Annotated in this window: 18 protein-coding genes; 9 read left to right on the top strand and 9 right to left on the bottom strand. The window is 72.7% G+C overall.

Annotated elements, in window-relative coordinates; genetic code table 11:
* Nucleotides 1-41: 41 nt before the first annotated feature.
* Nucleotides 42-701, bottom strand: coding sequence for a TetR/AcrR family transcriptional regulator (locus tag OG946_RS34340; RefSeq protein WP_326799837.1), 660 nt, complete (start codon nt 699-701; stop codon nt 42-44).
* 84 nt (nt 702-785) lie between these two features.
* On the opposite strand from OG946_RS34340, the gene OG946_RS34335 reads away from it, so the two are divergent.
* Nucleotides 786-3002, top strand: coding sequence for an MMPL family transporter (locus OG946_RS34335; protein ID WP_326799836.1), 2217 nt, complete (start codon nt 786-788; stop codon nt 3000-3002).
* Between the two features lie 67 nt (nt 3003-3069).
* Here the strand turns inward: OG946_RS34335 and OG946_RS34330 are convergent, their stop codons facing one another.
* From OG946_RS34330 to OG946_RS34300, 7 genes are read right to left on the bottom strand one after another with little or no spacing between them, the layout of a single operon-like run.
* On the bottom strand, nt 3070-3882 hold the full coding sequence (locus OG946_RS34330) for an ABC transporter ATP-binding protein (protein ID WP_326799835.1): 813 nt from the start codon (nt 3880-3882) through the stop codon (nt 3070-3072).
* Nucleotides 3869-4795 (bottom strand): ABC transporter permease, encoded by a 927-nt coding sequence (locus OG946_RS34325; RefSeq protein ID WP_442814568.1) that lies wholly within the window; start codon nt 4793-4795, stop codon nt 3869-3871. The genes OG946_RS34330 and OG946_RS34325 overlap by 14 nt, the downstream gene beginning before the upstream one ends.
* Nucleotides 4796-4838: 43 nt before the next feature.
* A complete protein-coding gene (locus OG946_RS34320; RefSeq protein ID WP_326799834.1) occupies nt 4839-5762 on the bottom strand; it encodes a glycosyltransferase family 2 protein in 924 nt (307 codons plus the stop codon).
* A gap of 5 nt (nt 5763-5767) precedes the next feature.
* Entirely contained in the window at nt 5768-6547 is a 780-nt protein-coding gene (locus tag OG946_RS34315) for a CDP-alcohol phosphatidyltransferase family protein (RefSeq protein WP_326799833.1), read from the bottom strand.
* Complete coding sequence (locus OG946_RS34310) at nt 6525-7589, bottom strand: iron-containing alcohol dehydrogenase family protein (RefSeq protein ID WP_326799832.1); 1065 nt, start codon at nt 7587-7589, stop codon at nt 6525-6527. The genes OG946_RS34315 and OG946_RS34310 overlap by 23 nt, the downstream gene beginning before the upstream one ends.
* Nucleotides 7577-8311, bottom strand: a complete 735-nt coding sequence (locus OG946_RS34305) for a phosphocholine cytidylyltransferase family protein (protein WP_326799831.1) — start codon at nt 8309-8311, stop codon at nt 7577-7579. The genes OG946_RS34310 and OG946_RS34305 overlap by 13 nt, the downstream gene beginning before the upstream one ends.
* Nucleotides 8308-10113 (bottom strand): DUF5941 domain-containing protein, encoded by a 1806-nt coding sequence (locus OG946_RS34300; RefSeq protein ID WP_326800458.1) that lies wholly within the window; start codon nt 10111-10113, stop codon nt 8308-8310. The genes OG946_RS34305 and OG946_RS34300 overlap by 4 nt, the downstream gene beginning before the upstream one ends.
* Before the next feature lie 188 nt (nt 10114-10301).
* On the opposite strand from OG946_RS34300, the gene galE reads away from it, so the two are divergent.
* The 3 genes from galE (at nt 10302) to idi (ending at nt 13045) form a co-directional block, all read left to right on the top strand.
* Nucleotides 10302-11288, top strand: a complete 987-nt coding sequence (gene galE, locus OG946_RS34295; RefSeq protein ID WP_326799830.1) for a UDP-glucose 4-epimerase GalE — start codon at nt 10302-10304, stop codon at nt 11286-11288.
* Nucleotides 11289-11446: 158 nt separating this feature from the next.
* Nucleotides 11447-12376 (top strand): cation diffusion facilitator family transporter, encoded by a 930-nt coding sequence (locus OG946_RS34290; RefSeq protein WP_326799829.1) that lies wholly within the window; start codon nt 11447-11449, stop codon nt 12374-12376.
* A gap of 108 nt (nt 12377-12484) precedes the next feature.
* Complete coding sequence (gene idi, locus OG946_RS34285) at nt 12485-13045, top strand: isopentenyl-diphosphate Delta-isomerase (RefSeq protein ID WP_326799828.1); 561 nt, start codon at nt 12485-12487, stop codon at nt 13043-13045.
* Here the strand turns inward: idi and OG946_RS34280 are convergent.
* On the bottom strand, nt 12978-13508 hold the full coding sequence (locus OG946_RS34280; protein ID WP_326799827.1) for an ATP-binding protein: 531 nt from the start codon (nt 13506-13508) through the stop codon (nt 12978-12980). The two genes, idi and OG946_RS34280, sit on opposite strands and share 68 nt — an antisense overlap.
* 404 nt (nt 13509-13912) lie before the next feature.
* Here OG946_RS34280 and OG946_RS34275 point away from each other — a divergent pair, with 404 nt between their 5' ends.
* The 5 genes from OG946_RS34275 to OG946_RS34255 all read left to right on the top strand — a co-directional run bounded on the left by OG946_RS34275 (nt 13913) and on the right by OG946_RS34255 (nt 20202).
* Entirely contained in the window at nt 13913-15538 is a 1626-nt protein-coding gene (locus tag OG946_RS34275; protein ID WP_326799826.1) for an ABC-F family ATP-binding cassette domain-containing protein, read from the top strand.
* Between the two features lie 69 nt (nt 15539-15607).
* Nucleotides 15608-16399, top strand: coding sequence for an enoyl-CoA hydratase/isomerase family protein (locus tag OG946_RS34270; protein WP_326799825.1), 792 nt, complete (start codon nt 15608-15610; stop codon nt 16397-16399).
* Between the two features lie 81 nt (nt 16400-16480).
* Nucleotides 16481-17344 (top strand): SCO6745 family protein, encoded by an 864-nt coding sequence (locus tag OG946_RS34265; protein ID WP_326799824.1) that lies wholly within the window; start codon nt 16481-16483, stop codon nt 17342-17344.
* Nucleotides 17345-17442: 98 nt separating this feature from the next.
* Nucleotides 17443-17580 (top strand): LPFR motif small protein, encoded by a 138-nt coding sequence (locus OG946_RS34260; RefSeq protein ID WP_326799823.1) that lies wholly within the window; start codon nt 17443-17445, stop codon nt 17578-17580.
* 144 nt (nt 17581-17724) lie between these two features.
* The gene (locus tag OG946_RS34255) at nt 17725-20202 is read left to right on the top strand and encodes a Tex family protein (RefSeq protein ID WP_326799822.1); all 2478 of its coding nucleotides are present in this window, start codon (nt 17725-17727) and stop codon (nt 20200-20202) included.
* Nucleotides 20203-20303: the final 101 nt, after the last annotated feature.

Raw genomic sequence — 20303 nt, 5'->3', positions numbered from 1 at the left:
AAGGAGCGCGAAACGCCGTCGTGCGCAAGGGGTTTGCCGGATCACACGGTGAGGCCGTCCAAGATCATGGTGAGCGTGCGGGTGACGATCGCGTCCCGCTGCGGGGGCGGCAGGTCGCTCAGCGGCCCGTCGAGGAGGAGCATCGCCAGCCCGTGCACGGAGGACCAGGCGGCGAACTCCGCGCCGGTCCGTACGCCCGGTCGCATCACGCCGGCGGCGTCGAGGGCGTCCATGGCACCGATGAGCAGCCGGAAGGAGCGGACGTCTCCGGGGTGCAGGTCCCCGACGCCGTCGCCTTGGTTCCACGGCTGCCGGCCCAGCTCGACCCGGCAGAAGGCCGCGCGGTACATGCCGGGCTCGGTGACGGCGAAGCGCACGTAGCCGAGGCCGAGCGCCATGAGCCGGCCCTTGGCCGCCCCGGCGGGATCCCCGCCCGGTGGCCCCTCGGTCTCGGCGATCACCTTCTCCATGGAGTCCGCCAGCCGCCGCTGGCCCTCGTCCTTGACCGCCTGCAGCAGATCGGCCTGGTTGGCGAAGTGGCGGTACGCGGCCGTCGGCGACACGCCGACGCGCCGGGCCGCCTCGCGCAGCACGACCGCCTCGGGCCCGCCGCCGCGGGCCAGCTCCGAAGCCGCGTCGACCAGCGCGTTCCGCAGGTCGCCATGGTGGTAACCGGCCTTCCCGCTCCTGACCTCGCTCATAGTCGCATCATGCCTCATGTTGACAGCATTAACATCACCTGCAAGGCTCAATGTTAACGCTATAAACATGGGAAGGGGAGCACCGTGCTGACACGCATTGCGGAGCTCGTACTGCGCAGGACCCGGCTCGTGCTCGCGCTCGCCGTCGTCGCGGTCGTCGCCATGGCGGCGCTCGGCTTCGGGGCCTTCGGCAAGCTCAGCGCCGGCGGCTTCAGCGATCCGGGGTCGCCGTCGAGCAAGGCGCAGGAGGTGATCGACGACAGATTCGGGGGCGATACGAACCTGGTCCTGCTCGTCTCCGCCGAGTCCGGGGGGCTCGGCGGGGACGCGGCCCGCGAGCGCGGTCTTGAGGTGACCGAGGGGCTGCGGGCGGAGTCCACCGTCACCAGCGTCATGTCCTACTGGGACCGCGGCGGCGAAGGACTGACGTCGCAGGACGGGAGCCAGGCGCTCGTCCTCGCGCATGTCGCCGGCGGCGACGAGAAGGAGGCCGACCACGCCAAGACGCTGACCGACGAGTACGCCGGCACCAGCGACGGCGTCACCGTCAGGGCCGGCGGCGGCGCGGCGGTGAGCAACGACGTCTCCATGCAGGTCGCCGCCGACCTGGCGCTGGCCGAGGCGATCGCCGTACCCCTCACCCTCGTGCTGCTGGTCCTCGCCTTCGGCAGCGTCATCGCGGCGCTGCTGCCGCTCGCGATCGGGCTGGTCGCCATCTTCGGCACCTTCGCCGAGCTGTGGGTGCTGGGCAGCCTCACCGACGTCTCGGTGTTCTCCGTCAACCTCACCATCGCGCTGGGGCTCGGCCTCGGCATCGACTACGGGCTGCTGCTGGTCAGCCGGTTCCGCGAGCAGTTGGCCGCGGGCGACGAGGTGCCTGCGGCCATCCGGCGTACGGTGGCGACCGCCGGCCGTACGATCGCGTTCTCCTCCGCGACGATCGTCGCCGCGCTCGCCGCGCTGCTGGTCTTCCCGCAGTACTTCCTGCGGTCCTTCGCCTACGCGGGCATCGGCGTCGTGGCCATCTCCGCGATCAGCGCGCTGGTGATCATCCCCGCGCTGCTCGCCGTCCTCGGCCACCGCGTCAACCGCGGCCGGATCCCGGGCGCCCGGGCCATGCGGCGCACCGACGCGCCGCTGTGGGGGCGGATCGCCGGCGCCGTCATGCGCCGCCCCGCGCTCACCGCGCTGCCGGTCCTCGGCGTGCTGCTGCTGGCCGCCTCCCCGCTGCTGGGCGTCAGCTACGGCACCCCGGACGAGCGGGTGCTGCCGGAGAGCGCGCAGGGCCGGCAGGTGGCCACCGCGCTGCGCGAGGACTTCGCCGTCGACGACAGCACCGCCATCGACGTGGTGACCACCGGCGCCGTCGCCGGGCCCGACCTCACCGCGTACGCCACCGAGCTGTCCCGGCTGGACGGCGTCGCCCGGGTCGCCGCGAGCAACGGCACGTACGCCGACGGCGCGGCCGGCCCCGCGGGCCCCGCGGCCGAGGCGCTCGGCCGGCCCGAAGCACAGCGGCTCACCGTCTCCGTAGAGCCCGCGCCCAAGTCGGGCGCGGCCCAGCACCTGGTCGAGGAGGTCCGCGCGGTGCCCGCGCCCGGCGGGGTGGAGACCCTGGTCGGCGGCACCGACGCGGAGCTGGTCGACGCCAAGGACAGCATCGGCAGCCGGCTGCCGCTGGCCGTGGGAATGGTCCTGATCACGACGTTCGTGCTGCTGTTCCTCTTCACCGGCAGCGTCGTCCAGCCGCTGCGGGCGGTCGTCCTCAACGCCGTCAGCCTGGCCGCGGCCATGGGCGTGATGGTGTGGATCTTCCAGGACGGCCATCTCAGCGGGATGCTCGGCTTCACGCCGCAGCCGATGGACACGGCGATGACCGTCCTGATGTTCTGCATCGCCTTCGGTCTGTCGATGGACTACGAGGTCTTCCTCACCAGCCGGATCAAGGAGCTGCACGACGCGGGCGCGGACCCGGCCACGGCGGTGACGAGCGGGCTCGCCCGCACCGGCCGGATCGTGACCATGGCCGCCGGCCTGCTGGCCGTGAGCTTCTTCGCCTTCGGCACCGGTGAGGTCAGCTTCATCCAGATGTTCGGCCTGGGCAGCGGGCTCGCCATCCTCATCGACGCGATCGCGGTACGCGGCGTGCTGGTGCCGGCCGCGATGCGGCTGCTGGGCAGGCACGCCTGGTACGCGCCGCGCTGGCTCCGCCGGGTGCACGGCCGGGTGGGCCTGAGCGAGGCCGGGCCAGGGCCCGCCGCGCCCGAGCGGGAGTCGGAGCGCGCCCCGGCCGGGGTGTGAGCACCGAGGACGTACGGCAAGGGCCCCGCCGCGACACGCGGCGGGGCCCTTTTGCGCGTACGCGCGGCTACCGCTTGGAAAACTCCTGGTACTCCTTCAGCACGTCGTCCGTCGGCCCGTCCATCACCAACTCGCCCTTCTCCAGCCACAGCACCCGGTCGCAGGTGTCACGGATGGACTTGTTGGTGTGGCTGACCAGGAACACCGTGCCGGCCTCCTTGCGCAGCTCGCGCAGCCGCGCCTCGGAGCGCTTGCGGAACCTCAAGTCGCCGGTGGCCAGCGCCTCGTCGATCATCAGCACCTCGTGGTCCTTGGCCGCGGCGATGGAGAACCGCAGCCGCGCCGCCATGCCGGACGAGTACGTCCGCATGGGCAGGGTGATGAAGTCGCCCTTCTCGTTTATGCCGGAGAAGTCGACGATGCTCTGGTACCGCTCGCGGATCTGCTCGCGGGTCATTCCCATCGCCAGCCCGCCGAGCATCACGTTCCGCTCGCCCGTGAGGTCGTTCATCAGGGCCGCGTTGACGCCGAGGAGCGAGGGCTGGCCGTTCGTGTACACCTTGCCGCTGTGCGTGGGCAGCACGCCGGCGATGGCCTTCAGCAGCGTCGACTTGCCGGAGCCGTTGGAGCCGATCAGGCCGATGGCCTGGCCGCGGTACGCCGTGAAGCTCACGCCGCGCACCGCGTGCACCTCGCGCACCCTGTCGCCCTTTTCCCGGCGCAGGATGCGGTTCAGCGCGGCGGCGCCGCTGCCCTTGCCACGGGAGCCGCCCTGCACCCGGTACACGATGTGCACGTCGTCCGCGATGACCGTCGGCACCCGCTGGTCGGCGGGCGTGTCGGTCTCGGCGCGGCTCGTCGGATGTTCAGCCACGGCCATATCGCTCCTCAGCCTTCCAGAAGAACACGAAACCGAACGCGCCGATCACCACGGCCCAGCCCGCCGCCAGCAGCCAGACGTTCGGCGGCAGGTAGGCCTTCGGGAAGTCCCCCATGAGGGCGTAGCGCATGAGGTCCATGTATACAGCGGCCGGGTTCATCGCGACGAGGTCGGCGGCCCACTGCGGCGCGTCCGCCCGCACCGTCATCATGTACTGCAGCGGGAACATCACGCCCGAGCCGTACATCCAGGCGCGCAGGATGAACGGCATGAGCTGCGCGAGGTCCGGCGTGTCGCTGCCCAGCCGGGCCACGACCATCGCCAGGCCGGTGTTGAAGACGTACTGGAGCGCCAGGATCGGCACGATCAGCAGCCACGTCCACGTCGGGTACCAGCCGAAGGCGACCAGGATGACGGCCAGCACCGTCATGGAGTAGAGCAGTTGCTGCAGTTGCTGCAGCGAGAACGAGATCGGCAGCGCGGCCCGCGGGAAGTGCAGCGCCCGCACCAGGCCCAGGTTCCCCGAGATCGACCGGACGCCCGACATCACGGACTGCTGGGTGAACGTCCAGACGAACACCCCCGTGACCAGGAACGGGATGTAGACGTCGTTGCTCATCCCGGCGCGGCCGCCGAGCAGCACGCCGAAGATGAAGAAGAAGACCGTCGCGTTCAGCAGCGGGGTCAGCACCTGCCAGACCTGGCCCAGCTTCGCCCGGCTGTACTGCGCGGTGAGCTTGGCCCGCGAGAAGGTCAGGATGAAGTGGCGGCGCGCCCAGAGCTGCCGCACGTACTCGGGCAGTCCGGGTCGGGCGCCGCTCACCGTGAGGCCGTACTTGGCGGCCAACTCGGCCGGGGTCAGCCCGTCATCGGGATGGCGCTTGGGCGGAGCGCCCACTGCCGTTTCGCTCACAGTCGGTAACTTTCGTCCTCAGACACTCAACGGTACGAGCTTGTCAGATCACGGGCGGTCGTCCCAGCCGGGTCAGCCGCCACACCGTACGCCACTTCATGGGCTTGCGCGGCCCGCACGGCGCGCGCCAGCCCTCTCGGAAGCCTACGAGCCATGATTTCAGCACAGCCGGGGAGGGGCTGCGTGCCACTGTGAGCAGGAACCAGACACCCAGATAGACCGGGACCAGCGGCGCGGGCAGGTTCCGGCGGGCCAGCCAGACGCGGTTGCGGGCCACGTTGTGGTGGTACGTGGCATGCCTGCTGGGCGGCATCGTCGGGTGGTGCAGCACCATGTCGGCGCGGTAGTCGATGTGCCAGCCCGCGTCCAGCGCCCGCCAGGCGAGGTCGGTCTCCTCGTGGGCGTAGAAGAAGTCGTCCGGCAGCCCGCCGACCTCCTGGAACACCTCCGTGCGCACCGCGTTGGCGCCGCCGAGGAAGGTGGTGACGCGCGAGGAGCGCATCGGGTCGGAGGCGCGCAACCGGGGCACGTGCCGGCGCTGGGTGACCCCGGTCTCGGGGTCGGCGATGCGGAAGCTGACGATGCCCAGGCGCGGGTCGGCGGCGAACGCCTCGCGCACCAGCCGGGCCGTGTCCTGTTGTGGCAGAAGACCGTCGTCGTCGAGAAAGAGCAAGACGTCGACATCGCGGCCGCCCTCGCCGAACGCCTCGATGCCGACGTTGCGCCCGCCGGGGATGCCCAGGTTCTCGGGCAGCTCCACGACCCGTACGCCCTGCGGGATGTTCGGCACGGTCACGCCCTGGGCGACGACGACCACCTCGACCGGCGCGCCGTCCTGCTTGGCGACCGACTCCAGCAGCGCGCGCAGCTCCTCGGGGCGCTGGCCCATCGTGATCACGACGGCGCCGACCCTGACGTCCTCCGGACGCGTGGCCTCCGTCTGCCGGGGCTGGTGTTCATATGTCATTCGGCTCACCGCAACCTACTGGAGGCCAGAATGCTGACCAGGTGAAGGAGGGTCTGGAGCATGGCTATCGCGGCGAGTACGGCGACACCGAGCCGGGAGAAGTAAAGGTCCCCCTTGATCAGGTCGAGGATCGCCAGCAGGAGGATGAGGAGCGACGCCTCGATCCCCAGGATCAGCCGGTGGAACTTCAGCGCCGACGCCGCCTTGCGGGCCACGGCGACTCCCGACGAGCGCGGCTCGGCCGCGGACTCCTTGACCGGCGGCAGGCCCTGCTGGTGGCGGGCGACGCCGACGAGGTCGGTCTCCGCCTTGATCAGCACGGCACCCAGTGCGGCGAGGGTGCCGAGGAAGGCCCAGAGCCAGTCGGCGGAGCCCTCGCCCCACGGGTCGGCGGCGCGCAGGCCGAAGCCCACCAGCACCGCGGCGTCGCAGAGGTACGCGCCGACCCGGTCGAGGTACACGCCGCCGATGGAGAACTGCTGCTTCCAGCGGGCGACCTCCCCGTCGACGCAGTCGAGCAGCAGGTACAACTGGACCATCAGCACGCCCAGCAGGGCCCCGGTGATCCCGGGGACCAGCAGCGCCGGGGCGGCGAGGACGCCGGCGAGGGTCATGACGTACGTCAGTTGGTTGGGCGTGACCCGGGTGTTCACCAGGTGCCGGTCGACGCGCAGCGAGATCTCGCGCATGTACAGGCGGCCGGCCCAGTGCTCCCCGCTGCGCCGGTCCTTCACCCCCGGGGGGTGGACCACGGGCCGTAGCTCAGCTACCGATGGCTTTGGCATAGTCGGCGTAGGCGTCTCTGATCTCGTCGGTGGACAGGTCGAGGTGTTCGAGGATCGTGTACCGGCCGGGCCGGGTCTGCGGCGCGAACTCGATGGCCTTCACGAACTCGTCGTCCGCGAAGCCGATGTCGTCGGCCAGCACCGGCAGCCCGTGCCTGCGCAGCACCTGCGCCATCAGCAGCGCCGTCTCCCGGTCGCCGCGCAGGAACGTGGCGAAGGTCCCGCCGATGCCGCACTGCTCGCCGTGGAGCGCGCAGCGCTTCGGGTAGAGCAGGTCGAAGGCGTGGCTGATCTCATGGCAGGCGCCGGAGGCCGGCCGGCTGTCGCCGGCGACGGACATCGCGATGCCGCAGAGCACCAGCGCCTCGGCGAGGATGACGAGGAAGTCGTCGTCGCCGATCCCGCCGGGGTGGCGCAGCACCGAGTCGCCGGCGCTGCGGGCCATCGCGGCGGCCAGCCCGTCGATGGGCTCGCCGGTCTCGCGGTGGGACAGCTCCCAGTCGGCGACGGCGGAAAGCTTGCACGTCACGTCGCCGATGCCTGCCCGGACGAAGCGCGCCGGGGCCTCGCGGATGACGTCGAGGTCGATGACGATCGCGATGGGGTTCGGCACGCCGTACGAGCCGCGCCCGGCGTCGTTGTCGAGCGTCGAGACCGGCGAGCAGAGGCCGTCGTTGGCGAGGTTGGTGGCCACGGCGACCATCGGCAGGCCGACGCGCGCGGCGGCGTACTTCGCGGAGTCGATGACCTTGCCGCCGCCGAGGCCGACGACGGCGTCGTAGCGGCCGGTGCGCTTGATGGACTCGGCGAGCCGCACGGCGCCGTCGATGGTGCCGTCGGCGTCGGCGAACCAGTCGGCGCCGGGCAGCGCCGGCGCGAAGCGGTCGCGCAGCGCCTGCCCGGAGCGCGGGCTGATGGCGAAGGCAAGCCGGCCCGACGGCGCGACCCGCTGGTCGGAGAGGAGGTCAGCGAGGTCGTCCAGCGCCCCGGCCCGGATGTCGACCGTCAGCGGCGACGGGATCAGGCGGGTCAGTACCGGCACGCGATCTCCCTGCCCTTGGCGAGGTCGTCGTGGTTGTCGATCTCGACCCAGGCGACGTCGCCGATGGGCTCGACGTCGATCCTGAAGCCGCGGTTGACCAGCTCCTGGTAGCCGTCCTCGTAGTAGAGGTCGGGGTCGCGCTCGAAGGTGGTCTTCAGCGCGTCGGCCAGCTCGTCGGCCGCGCCGCCCTCGATGAGGGTGACGCCGATGTACTCGCCGGTGGCCTCGGCCGGGTCCATCAGCTTGGTGATCTTCCGGACGCCCTTCTCGTCGGCGACGACCTTCATCTCCTCGTCGGCGAGCTTCTTGACCGTGTCGAGGGCGAGGATGATCTGCTTGCCGCCGCCGCGGGCGGCGAGCAGCGTCTTCTCGACGGAGACGGGGTGGACGGTGTCGCCGTTGGCGAGGATCACGTCGTGCCGGACCGAATCCCGGCCGCACCAGAGGGAGTAGGCGTTGTTCCACTCCTCTGCCTTGTCGTTGTCGATCAGCGTGAGCTTCAGCCCGTACGTGCGCTCCAGAGCCTCCTTGCGCTCGTACACGGCCTCCTTGCGGTAGCCGACGATGATCGCCGCCTCGGTGAGCCCGATCTCGGCGAAGTTGCCGAGGGTGAGGTCGAGGACGGTGGTCTCGCCGTCCACAGGCACCAGGGCCTTCGGCAGGGTGTCGGTGTAGGGGCGCAGACGCCTTCCGGCGCCGGCCGCCAGCACGAGGCCGATCATGCGGGTTCTCCTGTTTCGTCGTGTACAGCGGGGGCTCCGGAGGAGACCCAGAAGCGGATGCTCTCGGTGAGCACCACCAGCGCCACGGCCACGGCGATGGCCGCGAGCGCGAACGTGAAGCGCGTGCCGGTCAGCAGGGCTGCCGCCAGCGTGACCGCCAGCGCACGTCCCTCGTGCCCGCCGATCGCCCGCACCAGCAGGCGCGGGGGCGCACCCGTGCCGCCGCGGATGCGGTACACGGTGTCGTAGTGATGGTAGGCGACCGCGGCCACCAGTCCGAAAGCCGCAGGAAGCGCTCCGTTCACCTCGGAGCGGGCCGCGAGCGCGAGGACGAGGCCGTACTCGGCGGCCCGGAAGACCGGCGGCACGAGCCAGTCCAGCGGGCCCGCGAGCGGCCGGGCGACGGCGAGTGCCGAGGTCAGGACGTAGCCGGCGGCGCCTATCAGGGGCCACCAGGTGCCGTACGGGGTGAAGAGCGCCAGCGCCACGAGGAGCACGCCGCCGGCGACGGCGAGGGCGGGCGCGGCGTACGACGGCAGGGAGCGCACGGGGGCGCGCAGGGGGTGGGCGGCGGCTTCGGCGAGCGGGCCGGTGTCGGTCAGCTCGTCCAGCGCCCTGAGGGCCTGCTCGGTGCGCGGGACGCGGCGCTTGAGGGAGCGCAGCACCCGGCCCGCGGTGGTGTAGGAGGCGGCGAGCCCCATGCCGATCAGCAGGACGACGAAGACGACGCGCGGGGTGGTGACGGCGGTGAGCACGGCGATCAGCGCCCAGCGCTCGCCGATCGGCAGCACCACCATGCGGCGCAGCCACACCGTCCAGCCGAGCCGGTCGAGCCGTTCGGAGAGCGCCGCGGTGGGGCTGGTGTTGGCCGCCGCGGCGGCGGTGCCGGCGATGGACTCGTTGAAGGCGAAGTCCACGACGTGCCGGCAGGTCTGCAGCACCATGGCGCCGAGCGCGAGGGCCCACACGTCGTCGCCGTCGGCGTTGGCGGCGCCGATGGCGAGGCCCGCGAAGTAGGCGTACTCCTTGGCGCGGTCGAAGGTGGCGTCGAGCCAGGCGCCCAGCGTGGAGTACTGCAGCGAGTAGCGGGCGAGCTGGCCGTCGGTGCAGTCCAGCACGAAGGAGAGCATGAGCAGCACGCCGGCGGCGACGAAGCCGCCGCGGGTGCCGGTGGCCGCGCAGCCGGCCGCGAGCACGGCGGTGGCCAGGGAGGCGGTGGTGACCTGGTTCGGGGTGAGGCCGCGGTTGGCGCACCAGCGGGCGAGGTAGCGCGAGTAGGGGCTGATGAAGAAGGTGGTGAAGAACCCGTCGCGGCTCTTGACCGCGGCGCGCAGCCGGGCCTTCTCCTCGTCCACGGCGGCGACGGCGTCCGTGGCCTTCGCCCGCGCGAGGGCGTCTTCGGGTACGGCCGCCACCAGCACTCCCAGCTCCGGCCGGGCCAGCGGCCCGTCGGCCTCCGCGAGCTGCGCGGCGGTCTGCTCGGCGACGCCGTCCAGGGAGTGGCTGCGCATCACCGCGCGGGCGAGCGCGCTGCGGGCCGCGGGCGTCCGCACCGCGACCACCCCGGGCACGGCCGCGCCCGGGAAGCGGGGGTCGGCGAGGGTGAGGCGCAGGCTGTGCCGGTGGCCGACGAAGCGGCTGTCGATGAGCGCGACCCGGCCGTCCTCGGGCAGCAGCGCGAGGACGGTGGCGGCGTCGGCCACGTCCGCGGCGGTACGCACGTCGTCGTAGCCCAGCGACCTCAGGTCGCTCTCCAGGGGGGACCCGTGGACGGGCGGGCCGATCAGGATTGCGGTCCGCAGACGAACTCACTCCTTGGCAAGCGGGGCGGCAGGCGGGACCGCCCCTCCCCCGTCCGGCCGGGCGGCTGTCGGCAGAGGTTAGCGGATCCGTGGAACCACGGGTTCACCGCCCGTTCGCCTCGACCGGGTGGCGATCATCATTTCGCAGCTCGCACCCGTGCTCCAAACCGGGGCGGTAGTGTTCCGGCATGACGTGGTTGATCACCGGCGGGGCCGGTTATATCGGCGCGCATGTCGTGCGGACCATGGTGGGTGCCGGGGAGCGGGTCGTCGTGCTGGACGACGTGTCCACCGGCAATCCGGCCCGGCTGCCCGCGGACGTACCGCTGGTGCGCGGTACGTTCCTGGACCGGCTGCTGCTCGACCGCACGATCGCCGAGTACGACGTCACCGGCGTGCTGCACCTGGCGGCGAAGAAGCAGGTCGGCGAGTCGGTGGAGCAGCCGCTCTCGTACTACCGGGAGAACGTGCACGGCCTGGGGGTGCTGCTGGAGGCGGTGGTGGCCGCGGGCGTCCGCCGCTTCGTCCTCTCCTCCTCGGCCGCCGTCTACGGCATGCCCGACGTCGACCTCGTCACCGAGGACACCCCCTGCCTGCCGATCAACCCGTACGGCGAGACCAAGCTCGCCGGCGAGTGGCTGCTGCGGGCCACCGCGCGCGCGCACGGGCTGGCCACCGCCTGCCTGCGCTACTTCAACGTCGCCGGGTCCGCCACTCCCGAGCTGGCGGACACCGGGGTGTTCAACGTGGTCCCGATGTTCTTCGAGCGGCTGACCGCGCACCAGCCGATGCGGATCTTCGGCGACGACTACCCCACCCCCGACGGCACCTGCATCCGTGACTACGTGCACGTCGTCGACCTCGCCGACGCCCACCTGGCAGCGGCCCGCCGCGTCGCCGCCCCGGCGGTCTCCGGCGACCTGACGGTGAACCTCGGCAGCGGCACCGGCGTGTCGGTCCGGGAGCTGGCCGACGTCGTGGCCGAGGTCACGGGGCGGCGCGAGCACGCCCCCGAGGCCCTCCCCCGCCGCCCCGGGGACCCGGCCCGGGTGGTCGCGTCGTACGACCTGGCGGCCAAGGAGCTGGGCTGGCTGCCGCGGCTGGACGTGCGCGCCATGGTCGAGTCCGCCTGGGCGGGCTGGCTGCACAGCCATCCGGAGGCGCGGCGCGGCTGACCTGCCGAGACGCCCGCAGTAGCGTTTCCGCAGGTCAGACGATGAAAACCGACTTCATGTCAAGGTTTGGCGAATACCCCCTGCCCGTAGTTCACTGAGATCGTCGGGCAGGCACGAGGGCCTGTCCGCGACCGCCTGGGAACCGGAGGGCACGCGGCATGGGTGCAGGGCACGACCACTCCCACGGACCGTCCGGCGGCACGGCCTCCGCCGCCCACCTCGGCCGGCTGCGCATCGCCCTGATCCTCACCCTGTCGGTGCTGGGGCTGCAGGTGGCCGGTGGGGTGATCACCGGCTCGCTGGCGCTCGTCGCGGACGCCGGGCACATGGCGACCGACGTGGTCGGGCTCTCCATGGCGCTGCTGGCGATCCACTTCGCGAACCGGCCGACGAGCGAGCGGCGCACCTTCGGCTTCGCGCGGGCCGAGATCCTGGCGGCGCTGGCCAACTGTCTGCTGCTCTTCGGCGTCGGCGGCTACATCCTCTACCAGGCGGTCACGCGCTTCATGGACCCGCCGGAGATCGAGGGCGGGCTGACCTTCGCCTTCGGTGCCGCGGGCCTGGTGGTCAACCTGATCTCGCTGGCCCTGCTGATGCGCGGCCGGCAGGAGAGCCTGAACGTGCGCGGCGCCTTCCTGGAGGTGCTGGCGGACGCGCTGGGCTCGGTCGCGGTGATCATCTCGGCGCTGGTCATCGTCACCACCGGCTGGCAGTACGCGGACCCGGTCGCCTCGCTCGCCATCGGCTCGATGATCATCCCGCGGACGTTCCGGCTGCTGCGCGAGGCGCTGGACGTGCTGCTGGAGGCGGCGCCGAAGGACGTGGACGTCTCCGAGGTACGGACGCACATCCTGGCGCTGCCGGGCGTGGTGGAGCTGCACGATCTGCACGTGTGGACGATCACCTCGGGGATGCCGGTGATATCGGCCCATGTGGTGGTCAAGGAGAACGTGCTGCAGGCGGTGGGTCAGGAGAGGTTGCTGCACGATCTGCAGGGGTGCCTCGGCGATCACTTCGATGTCGCCCACTGCACGTTCCAGATCGAGCCGGTCGGACACGCGGAGCATGAGGCAAATCTCTGTCATTGAGCCGTCACCGGTAAGGCAGACTGAATGAGGTGTCCCACCGTCTCCGCCCGTCGCGGAGGCCGGGACGCCCGTGCCCCGGACGCCGTAGATCGGACGCAAAGGATGGTCATGCCGGCCGCTACCACCGAAGAGATCATGCTGGAGCTCGTCGACGAGAACGGCGCCACGATCGGCACCGCAGAGAAGCTCTCCGCGCACCAGGCGCCGGGCCGGCTGCACCGGGCGTTCTCCGTGTTCCTCTTCGACACCGGCGGCCGGATGCTGATCCAGCAGCGCGCGCTCGGCAAATACCACTCCCCCGGCGTGTGGTCCAACACCTGCTGCGGCCACCCCTACCCCGGCGAGTCGCCGCTCGCCGCCGCGGCCCGCCGCACCTTCGAGGAGCTGGGCGTCTCGCCCGCGCTGCTCGCCGAGGCGGGGACGGTCACCTACCACCACCCGGACCCCGCCTCGGGGCTGGTGGAGCACGAGTACAACCACCTCTTCGCCGGGCTGCTGCGGGCCGAGCCGCGGCCGGCCGCCGACGAGGTCGGCGCGGTCGCCTTCGTCACGCCGGACGAGCTGGCCAAGCGGCACGCCGAGAACCCGTTCTCGGCGTGGTTCATGACGGTGCTCGACGCGGCCAGGCCGGCCATCCGGGAGCTGACGGGGCCGTCCTCGGGCTGGTGACGCCGGCGAGCGGGAGGGAGGCCCAGATCACCTTCCCGCCGTCGACGGTGTGCTGCACGTCGCAGGCACCGCCCGCCTCTTTCGTGATCGCCTTGACCAGCAGCAGTCCCCGGCCGCCCGTCTCCTCGTCGTCCGCCTGCAGGGCCTTCGGGCGGTACGGGTGCTGGTCACGGACGGCGACGCGGACCCAGCCGGCGCCGACCGACAGCTCGACGCCGATCTCCGGGGAGAGCACGCCGGCGTGCCGGACCGCGTTCGTCACCAGCTCCGAGACGATCAGCAGCACGCCCTGCAGCAGGTCGTCGCCGATGGGGACGCGCCGCCGGACGAGGAGGTCGCGTACGGCGTGCCGGGACTGGGGCACGGAGGAGTCGAGCGCCGGGGCGTCGAACTTCCAGGTGCCCTCGTACGCCGCCGGGACCACCTGGCCGGGCTCGGGTCTCAGACTGCCGCCGTCGCTCACCGCCGGCACCTGCTTTCGCCACCACTCACCCTCCGAGTGTTGGCAATCACCGGAGCCCACCCCCCCATCGAGCAGAAGTTGACTGGCTTTCGTCACCTTCCGACCGGCTGCGCAATGACCGGCCTGCGTTGAGATCGAAATAATCGGTTGCCGATTCCCGTTGAAGAGTCGTACCTTCGCAGTGCCCTGCAGTCGACGATTGGAGAAGGTGTTGCTCGTCTGAGGTCTCTACGGCACCGTGCCCGCGGCATTTCCCGTGTGCGGCACGTGCGACCTCATGGCTCGAGCCACCTTCCTCTCCTGCAGGGCACCCAGCCCCGCCCCCGTTCCACCCGGCTCTCCCAGGTCGCCGTCCGGTGCCGACGCCGCCCCGTCGCACCCCTACGAGCTCACCGGGAGACGCCATGTCATTTCCCTCCACGCCGCGCGCCGCGGCCTCCGTCATCTGCGCCGGGCTGGCCTTCAGCTGGCCCGACGGCACCACCGTCTTCGAGGACTTCGACCTCGCGGTCGGCCCCGGCCGCACCGGGCTGATCGGCCGCAACGGCACGGGCAAGTCCACGCTGCTGCGGCTGATGGCCGGGGAGCTGGCCCCCGCCGCCGGCACGGTCAAGGCCGCCGGCACGGTCGGCTATCTGCCGCAGAACCTCGTCCTGGACACCGCCGCGCGGGTCGACGAGGTGCTGGGCATCGACGGGGTGCGGCGTGCCCTGCACGCCATCGAGTCCGGTGACGTCGCCGAGGAGCACTTCACGGCCGTCGGCGACGACTGGGACGTCGAGGAGCGCGCCCGCGCCACCCTCGACCAGCTCGGCCTGGCGCACGTCGGCCTCGACCGCACCATCGGCGAGGTCTCCGGCGGCGAGTCGGTGCTGCTGCGGCTGGCGGCGCTGCTGATGCGGCGGCCGGACGTGCTGCTGCTGGACGAGCCGACGAACAACCTCGACCTGAAGGCCCGCCGCCGGCTGTACGCGGCCGTGGAGTCGTGGCCGGGCGTGATGGTGATCGTCAGCCACGACCGCGAGCTGCTCGACCGCGTCGACCAGGTCGCCGACCTGCGGGACGGGGAGGTCACCTGGTACGGCGGCAACTTCACGGCGTACGAGGAGGCGCTGGCCGTCGAGCAGGAGGCCGCCGAGCGCACGGTGCGCTCCGCGGAGGCGGACCTGCGGCGGCAGAAGCGCGAGCTTGCCGACGCGCACGAGAAGCTGAGCAAGCGCAAGCGGTACGCCGACAAGCAGTTCGCGAACAAGCGCGAGCCGAAGATCGTCATGAACCTGCGCAAGCGGGAGGCCCAGGTCTCCGCGGGCAAGCACCGCATCATGCACGAGGAGCGGCTGCGGGACGCCAAGGAGCGGCTCGACGAGGCGGAGGCGGCGGTACGGGACGACGACGAGATCCGCGTCGACCTGTCGTACACCGCCGTGCCCGCGGGCCGGGACGTGCTCATGCTGCGCGAGCTGGAGCTGCGCTACGGCGCGCGGGTCTCGGCGCTGCAGGTGCGCGGCCCGGAGCGGATCGCGCTGACCGGGCGCAACGGCGCGGGCAAGTCCACGCTGCTGCGCACGATCGCCGGTCAGCTCGCACCGGTGGCGGGCTCGGCGTCGGTGCACGTACCGCTGCGCTACCTGCCCCAGCGGCTCGACGTGCTGGACGACGCGCTGAGCATCGTCGAGAACGTGGCCCTGCTGGCGCCCGCGGCGACCAACCAGGAGATCCGCTCGCGGCTGGCCCGCTTCCTCTTCCGGCAGGGCCGGGCGGACCAGATCGTCGGCACGCTGTCCGGCGGGGAGCGGTTCCGCGCCACGCTGGCGGCGCTGATGCTGGCGGATCCCGCGCCGCAGTTGCTGATGCTGGACGAGCCGACGAACAACCTGGACATGGCAAGCGTGCGGCAGTTGGTGAAGGCGCTGGAGTCGTACGAGGGGGCGCTCGTGGTCGCCAGCCACGACGTGCGGTTCCTGCGCGACATCGGGATCACGCGCTGGCTGCTGCTGGACGAGGAGTTGAGCGACATCGAGCCGCTGTAGGCGGGACGCACCCGGGACGCGCCCGCGTCCGGTCCCGGGTGCGCGGCCGGCCGTGAGAGGCTGCCGGTCATGAGCGAAGGCGAGCTGCGGTGCGGCGTCGACGGCGGCGTGGCGACGGTGGTCATCAGCAACCCGGCCAAGCGCAACGCGATGACGCCGGACATGTGGCGCGCGCTGCCCGGGGTGCTGGCGGGGCTGGCGGCGGACCGGGCGGTGCGCGCGGTCGTGCTCACCGGCGCCGGCGGCACGTTCTGCGCGGGCGCCGACATCGGCTCGCTGCGGGCCGGCAGCGAGGGCACGCAGGGCCTCGCCGAGGCCGCGGAGGAGGCGCTCGCCGCCTTCCCCAAGCCGACGCTCGCGGCCGTACGCGGGCACTGCGTGGGCGGCGGCTGCCAGCTCGCGGCGGCTTGCGACCTGCGGTTCGCCGCCGAGGACGCGCTGTTCGGGGTCACCCCGGCGAAGCTGGGGATCATCTACCCGGCCGGTGCGACGCGCCGGCTGGTGCGTCTGGTGGGCCCGGCGACGGCGAAGTACCTGCTGTTCTCCGCCGAGTTGATCGGCGCCGCGCGGGCGCTGCGCACCGGCCTCGCGGACGAGGTGCTGCCCGCGGCGGAACTCGGCGCGCGGGTGTCGGAGTTCACCGCGGTGCTCGCGGCGCGCTCGCAGCTCACCCAGGCGGCGGCGAAGGACTTCGCCGACACGGCCGCGGTGTACGGGGACGGCGGCGCGGCCGGCGACGCCGGGGCGGACGCGGCGCGTATCGCGCACTGGGCCCGGCAGGCGCGCGCGGCGGGCGACACCGCGGAGGGCGTCGCCGCCTTTCTGGAGCGCCGCGAGCCGCGCTTCACCTGGTCCGTCTGACGGCCGCGCGGCCCCCGGGCGTACGAACGGGAGGTCGCGCCCCCCTTCTCGCGCTAAGCGTCCGCTCAGTAGCCTGGCGGCATGACGTCACTCCCGCCGCGCGCCGGCCGCCGCTGCCAACAGGTCCTCAACCCGCTGCACTCGGCGATCTACTTCGCGCCGGAGTTCACCGAGGAGTTCGCCGGCATCGGCATCGACGGCTGGCACGCCGCGTACTTCACCGCCCGGTCCGCCGCCATGGGCCCCGTCGGACCCGGCGTGGTCGCCGCCGTCTTCTACAACTACAGCCACCGGCTGGCCGCGCAGCACCTGCCCGCCGCCTGGACGACCGCGGACCCGGCCACCGTGCTGGCGGCCCGGCTGCGGGTCGCCGACGCGGTGCTGCGGCGGCTGCTGGGCGAGGAGACGATCGCCTCGCCCGAGCTGGCCGAGGCCGCGGAGCTGGCGCAGCGCGCGGCGGCGGGCGGCGGGCGCGCCGGGCGGCCGCTCTACGCGGCGGAGGCGGAACTGCCGGTGCCGGACGCCCCGCACCTGGCCCTCTGGCACGCCGCCACCCAACTGCGCGAGCACCGCGGCGACAGCCACGACGCGGTGCTCGCCCACGCGGGGCTCGACGGGCTGGAGTCCCAGGTGACCCACACCGCCACCGGATTCGGCTTCACCCCGGAGTTCGCCCGGTACTCGCGCGGCTGGGAGGCCGAGGAGTGGGCCGCGGCGCAGGACCGGCTGCGGGCCCGCGGGCTGCTGGCGGCGGACGGCGAGCTGACCGAGGCGGGCACGGCGCTGCGCAAGGAGCTGGAGGACGAGACGGACCGGGTGGACCTCGGCCCGTACACCCGGCTGGGCGCCGCGGGTGTGGCGCGGCTCACCGAGCTGGCCACCGGCTACACCACCGCCGCGCTGGCCGCGGGCGCGATGCCGAAGGACATCTTCGGCAAGGGCTGAGGTGCGGACGGGCCGCGGAGCGGCGGGAGGCGGCCGGTGTTTGCGCAACGCTGCGACGGCTACCCGCAGTTCTCGACCGAGTAGCGAGGTGAACAGCCATGCGAGCCATCGCCGACGCCCTGCGCATGGTCGGCGGCGCCATTGCCGCCATCGTGACGCTCCCCTTCCGACTGGCCGCCCGCCTCTTCAGCGCTGCCTCCCGGGGCGGCCGCAGGGCCCGCCGCCGCACCGTCTGACCGCACGTCGGCCGGGGGCCCGGGACGCGTCTTCGCCACGGTCCGGCGCCCATCCGGCCCTGTTCCGACCCGCCGGGCGACCGGGGCAGGTCGCGCCGGGCGCCCGGCTGTCAGTCGGACCTGCCACAATGCACTCCGCCACAGATGACAGAAAGCGGGGCGGACGTGACGGCGTCGGTATCGATTGAGGCCAGGATCGCCGAGGAGCTCGGCGTACGCGAGCGGCAGATCACGGCGGCGGTGCGGCTGCTCGACGACGGCGCCACGGTGCCGTTCATCGCCCGCTACCGCAAAGAGGCGACGGAGATGCTCGACGACGCCCAGTTGCGCACCGCCGAGGAGCGGCTGCGGTATCTGCGGGAGCTGGAGGAGCGGCGGGCGGCGATCCTGGAGTCCGTGCGCGGGCAGGGCAAGCTGACCGAGGAGCTGGAGGCGCAGATCCGCGCCGCCGACTCCAAGGCCCGGCTGGAGGACGTCTATCTGCCGTACAAGCCGAAGCGGCGCACCAAGGCGCAGATCGCCCGCGAGGCCGGTCTGGAGCCGCTGGCCGACGGGCTGCTGGCCGACCCCTCGGTGGCGCCGCTCGCGGCGGCCACCGCGTTCGTGGACGCGGACAAGGGCGTGGCCGACCCGGCCGCGGCCCTGGAGGGCGCGCGGGCCATCCTCACCGAGCGGTTCGGCGAGGACGCCGACCTGATCGGCGAGCTGCGCGAGCGGATGTGGACGCACGGCCGCGCGGCCGCCAAGGTGCGCGAGGGCAAGGAGGAGGCGGGCGCGAAGTTCTCGGACTACTTCGACTTCGCCGAGCCGCTGACCGACCTGCCGTCGCACCGCATCCTCGCCCTCTTCCGCGGCGAGAAGGAGGAGGTCCTCGACCTCGCCCTGGAGCCGGACGCGCCCGGCGAGGCGGAGCAGGAGGGCCCGTCGGCGTACGAGCGCGCCATCGCGGCCCGGTTCGGCGTGGAGAACCGGGGCCGGCCCGCCGACCCCTGGCTCGCCGAGACGGTCCGCTGGGCGTGGCGCACGCGCATCCTGGTGCACCTCGGCATCGACCTGCGGCTGCGGCTGCGCACGGCCGCGGAGGACCAGGCGGTGGACGTCTTCGCCGCCAACCTGCGGGACCTGCTGCTGGCCGCCCCGGCGGGGACCCGCCCCACGCTGGGCCTGGACCCCGGGCTGCGTACGGGCGTGAAGGTCGCCGTCGTCGACGCCACCGGCAAGGTCGCCGCCACCGCGACGGTCTACCCGCACGCGCCGGCCCGCAAGTGGGACGAGGCGCTTGCCGTCCTTGCCGAACTGGCGCGGGTGCACGAGGTGGAGCTGGTCGCGATCGGCAACGGCACGGCCTCGCGGGAGACCGACAAGCTGGCCGCCGACCTGATCGCCGCACAGCCCGAGCTGAAGCTGACGAAGGTGATGGTCTCGGAGGCCGGGGCGTCGGTGTACTCGGCGTCGGCGTTCGCCTCGCAGGAGCTGCCCGAGCTTGACGTGTCGCTGCGCGGCGCGGTGTCCATCGCGCGGCGGCTGCAGGACCCGCTGGCCGAGCTGGTGAAGATCGACCCGAAGTCGATCGGCGTCGGCCAGTACCAGCACGATCTGTCGGAGGCGAAGCTGTCGCGCTCCCTGGACACGGTCGTGGAGGACTGCGTCAACGGCGTGGGCGTCGACCTCAACACCGCCTCGGCGCCGCTGCTGGCCCGCGTCTCCGGCATCGGCGCGGGGCTCGCGGAGAACATCGTGGCGCACCGCGACTCCCACGGTCCTTTCCGCAGCCGCGCGGCGCTGAAGGACGTGCCGCGGCTGGGGCCGAAGGCGTTCGAGCAGTGCGCGGGCTTCCTGCGCATCCGCGGCGGCGAGGACCCGCTGGACGCCTCCGGCGTGCACCCCGAGGCGTACCCGGTGGTGCGGCGGATGGTGAAGGCGGGCGGCGCGGAGGTGGCGGCGCTGATCGGCGACACGCGGACGCTGCGGTCGCTCAATCCGCAGGACTTCACCGACGAGCGGTTCGGGCTGCCGACGGTGACGGACATCCTCAAGGAGCTGGAGAAGCCGGGGCGCGACCCGCGGCCGGCGTTCCGGACCGCGGTGTTCAAGGAGGGCGTGGAGAAGATCGGCGACCTGCAGCAGGGGATGGTGCTGGAGGGCGTGGTGACGAACGTGGCCGCGTTCGGGGCGTTCGTGGACGTGGGCGTACACCAGGACGGGCTGGTGCACGTGTCGGCGATGTCGAAGACGTTCGTGAAGGACCCGCGCGAAGTCGCCAAGCCCGGCGACATCGTGAAGGTGAAGGTGCTGGACGTGGACGTGCCGCGGAAGCGGATCTCGCTGACGCTGCGGCTGGACGACGAGCCGGGCAAGCCGGCGGGCGGCGGCGGCCGGGGCGGCGGGCGCGAGCGCGACCGGCAGGGCCCGCCGCGGCAGCGCGGCGGTGGCCAGGGCGGTGGCGGCCAGGGCGCGGGCGGCGGCCGGCAGCGCGGCGGCGGTAGCGGCGGCCGGCGCCGTGAGGCGCAGCCGGAGAACAGCGAGATGGCGGACGCGCTGCGCCGCGCGGGGCTGCTCGGCGGCGGTGGCCGGAGCGGCGGCGGTGGCGGTGGCGGCAACGGCCGCCGCGGCAAGCGCTGATCGCTGCACGGGCACGGCAGCACGAGAACCCGCCGGGCCCCGTACGCCGCGTTGCGGTGAACGGGGTCCGGTCCGCGCCGGATCCTCGCCCCGCCGGTGCC

This window comes from Streptomyces sp. NBC_01808 (genome assembly GCF_035917395.1).
In the GTDB taxonomy this organism is placed as follows: Bacteria; Actinomycetota; Actinomycetes; order Streptomycetales; family Streptomycetaceae; genus Streptomyces.
Note: the sequence above shows the minus strand (reverse complement) of the source record. Positions and strands in the feature narration are given on the sequence as shown.

Bases quoted from the DNA above. Each gene is read 5' to 3' on its own strand.
- OG946_RS34275 (WP_326799826.1), top strand. From the start codon at position 13,913: ATGTCATTTCCCTCCACGCCGCGCGCCGCGGCCTCCGTCATCTGCGCC.
- OG946_RS34340 (WP_326799837.1), bottom strand. From the start codon at position 701: ATGAGCGAGGTCAGGAGCGGGAAGGCCGGTTACCACCATGGCGACCTG.
- idi (WP_326799828.1), top strand. From the start codon at position 12,485: ATGCCGGCCGCTACCACCGAAGAGATCATGCTGGAGCTCGTCGACGAG.
- OG946_RS34270 (WP_326799825.1), top strand. From the start codon at position 15,608: ATGAGCGAAGGCGAGCTGCGGTGCGGCGTCGACGGCGGCGTGGCGACG.
- OG946_RS34330 (WP_326799835.1), bottom strand. From the start codon at position 3,882: ATGGCCGTGGCTGAACATCCGACGAGCCGCGCCGAGACCGACACGCCC.
- OG946_RS34320 (WP_326799834.1), bottom strand. From the start codon at position 5,762: ATGACATATGAACACCAGCCCCGGCAGACGGAGGCCACGCGTCCGGAG.
- OG946_RS34265 (WP_326799824.1), top strand. From the start codon at position 16,481: ATGACGTCACTCCCGCCGCGCGCCGGCCGCCGCTGCCAACAGGTCCTC.
- OG946_RS34315 (WP_326799833.1), bottom strand. From the start codon at position 6,547: ATGCCAAAGCCATCGGTAGCTGAGCTACGGCCCGTGGTCCACCCCCCG.
- OG946_RS34290 (WP_326799829.1), top strand. From the start codon at position 11,447: ATGGGTGCAGGGCACGACCACTCCCACGGACCGTCCGGCGGCACGGCC.
- galE (WP_326799830.1), top strand. From the start codon at position 10,302: ATGACGTGGTTGATCACCGGCGGGGCCGGTTATATCGGCGCGCATGTC.
- OG946_RS34260 (WP_326799823.1), top strand. From the start codon at position 17,443: ATGCGAGCCATCGCCGACGCCCTGCGCATGGTCGGCGGCGCCATTGCC.
- OG946_RS34305 (WP_326799831.1), bottom strand. From the start codon at position 8,311: ATGATCGGCCTCGTGCTGGCGGCCGGCGCCGGAAGGCGTCTGCGCCCC.
- OG946_RS34255 (WP_326799822.1), top strand. From the start codon at position 17,725: ATGACAGAAAGCGGGGCGGACGTGACGGCGTCGGTATCGATTGAGGCC.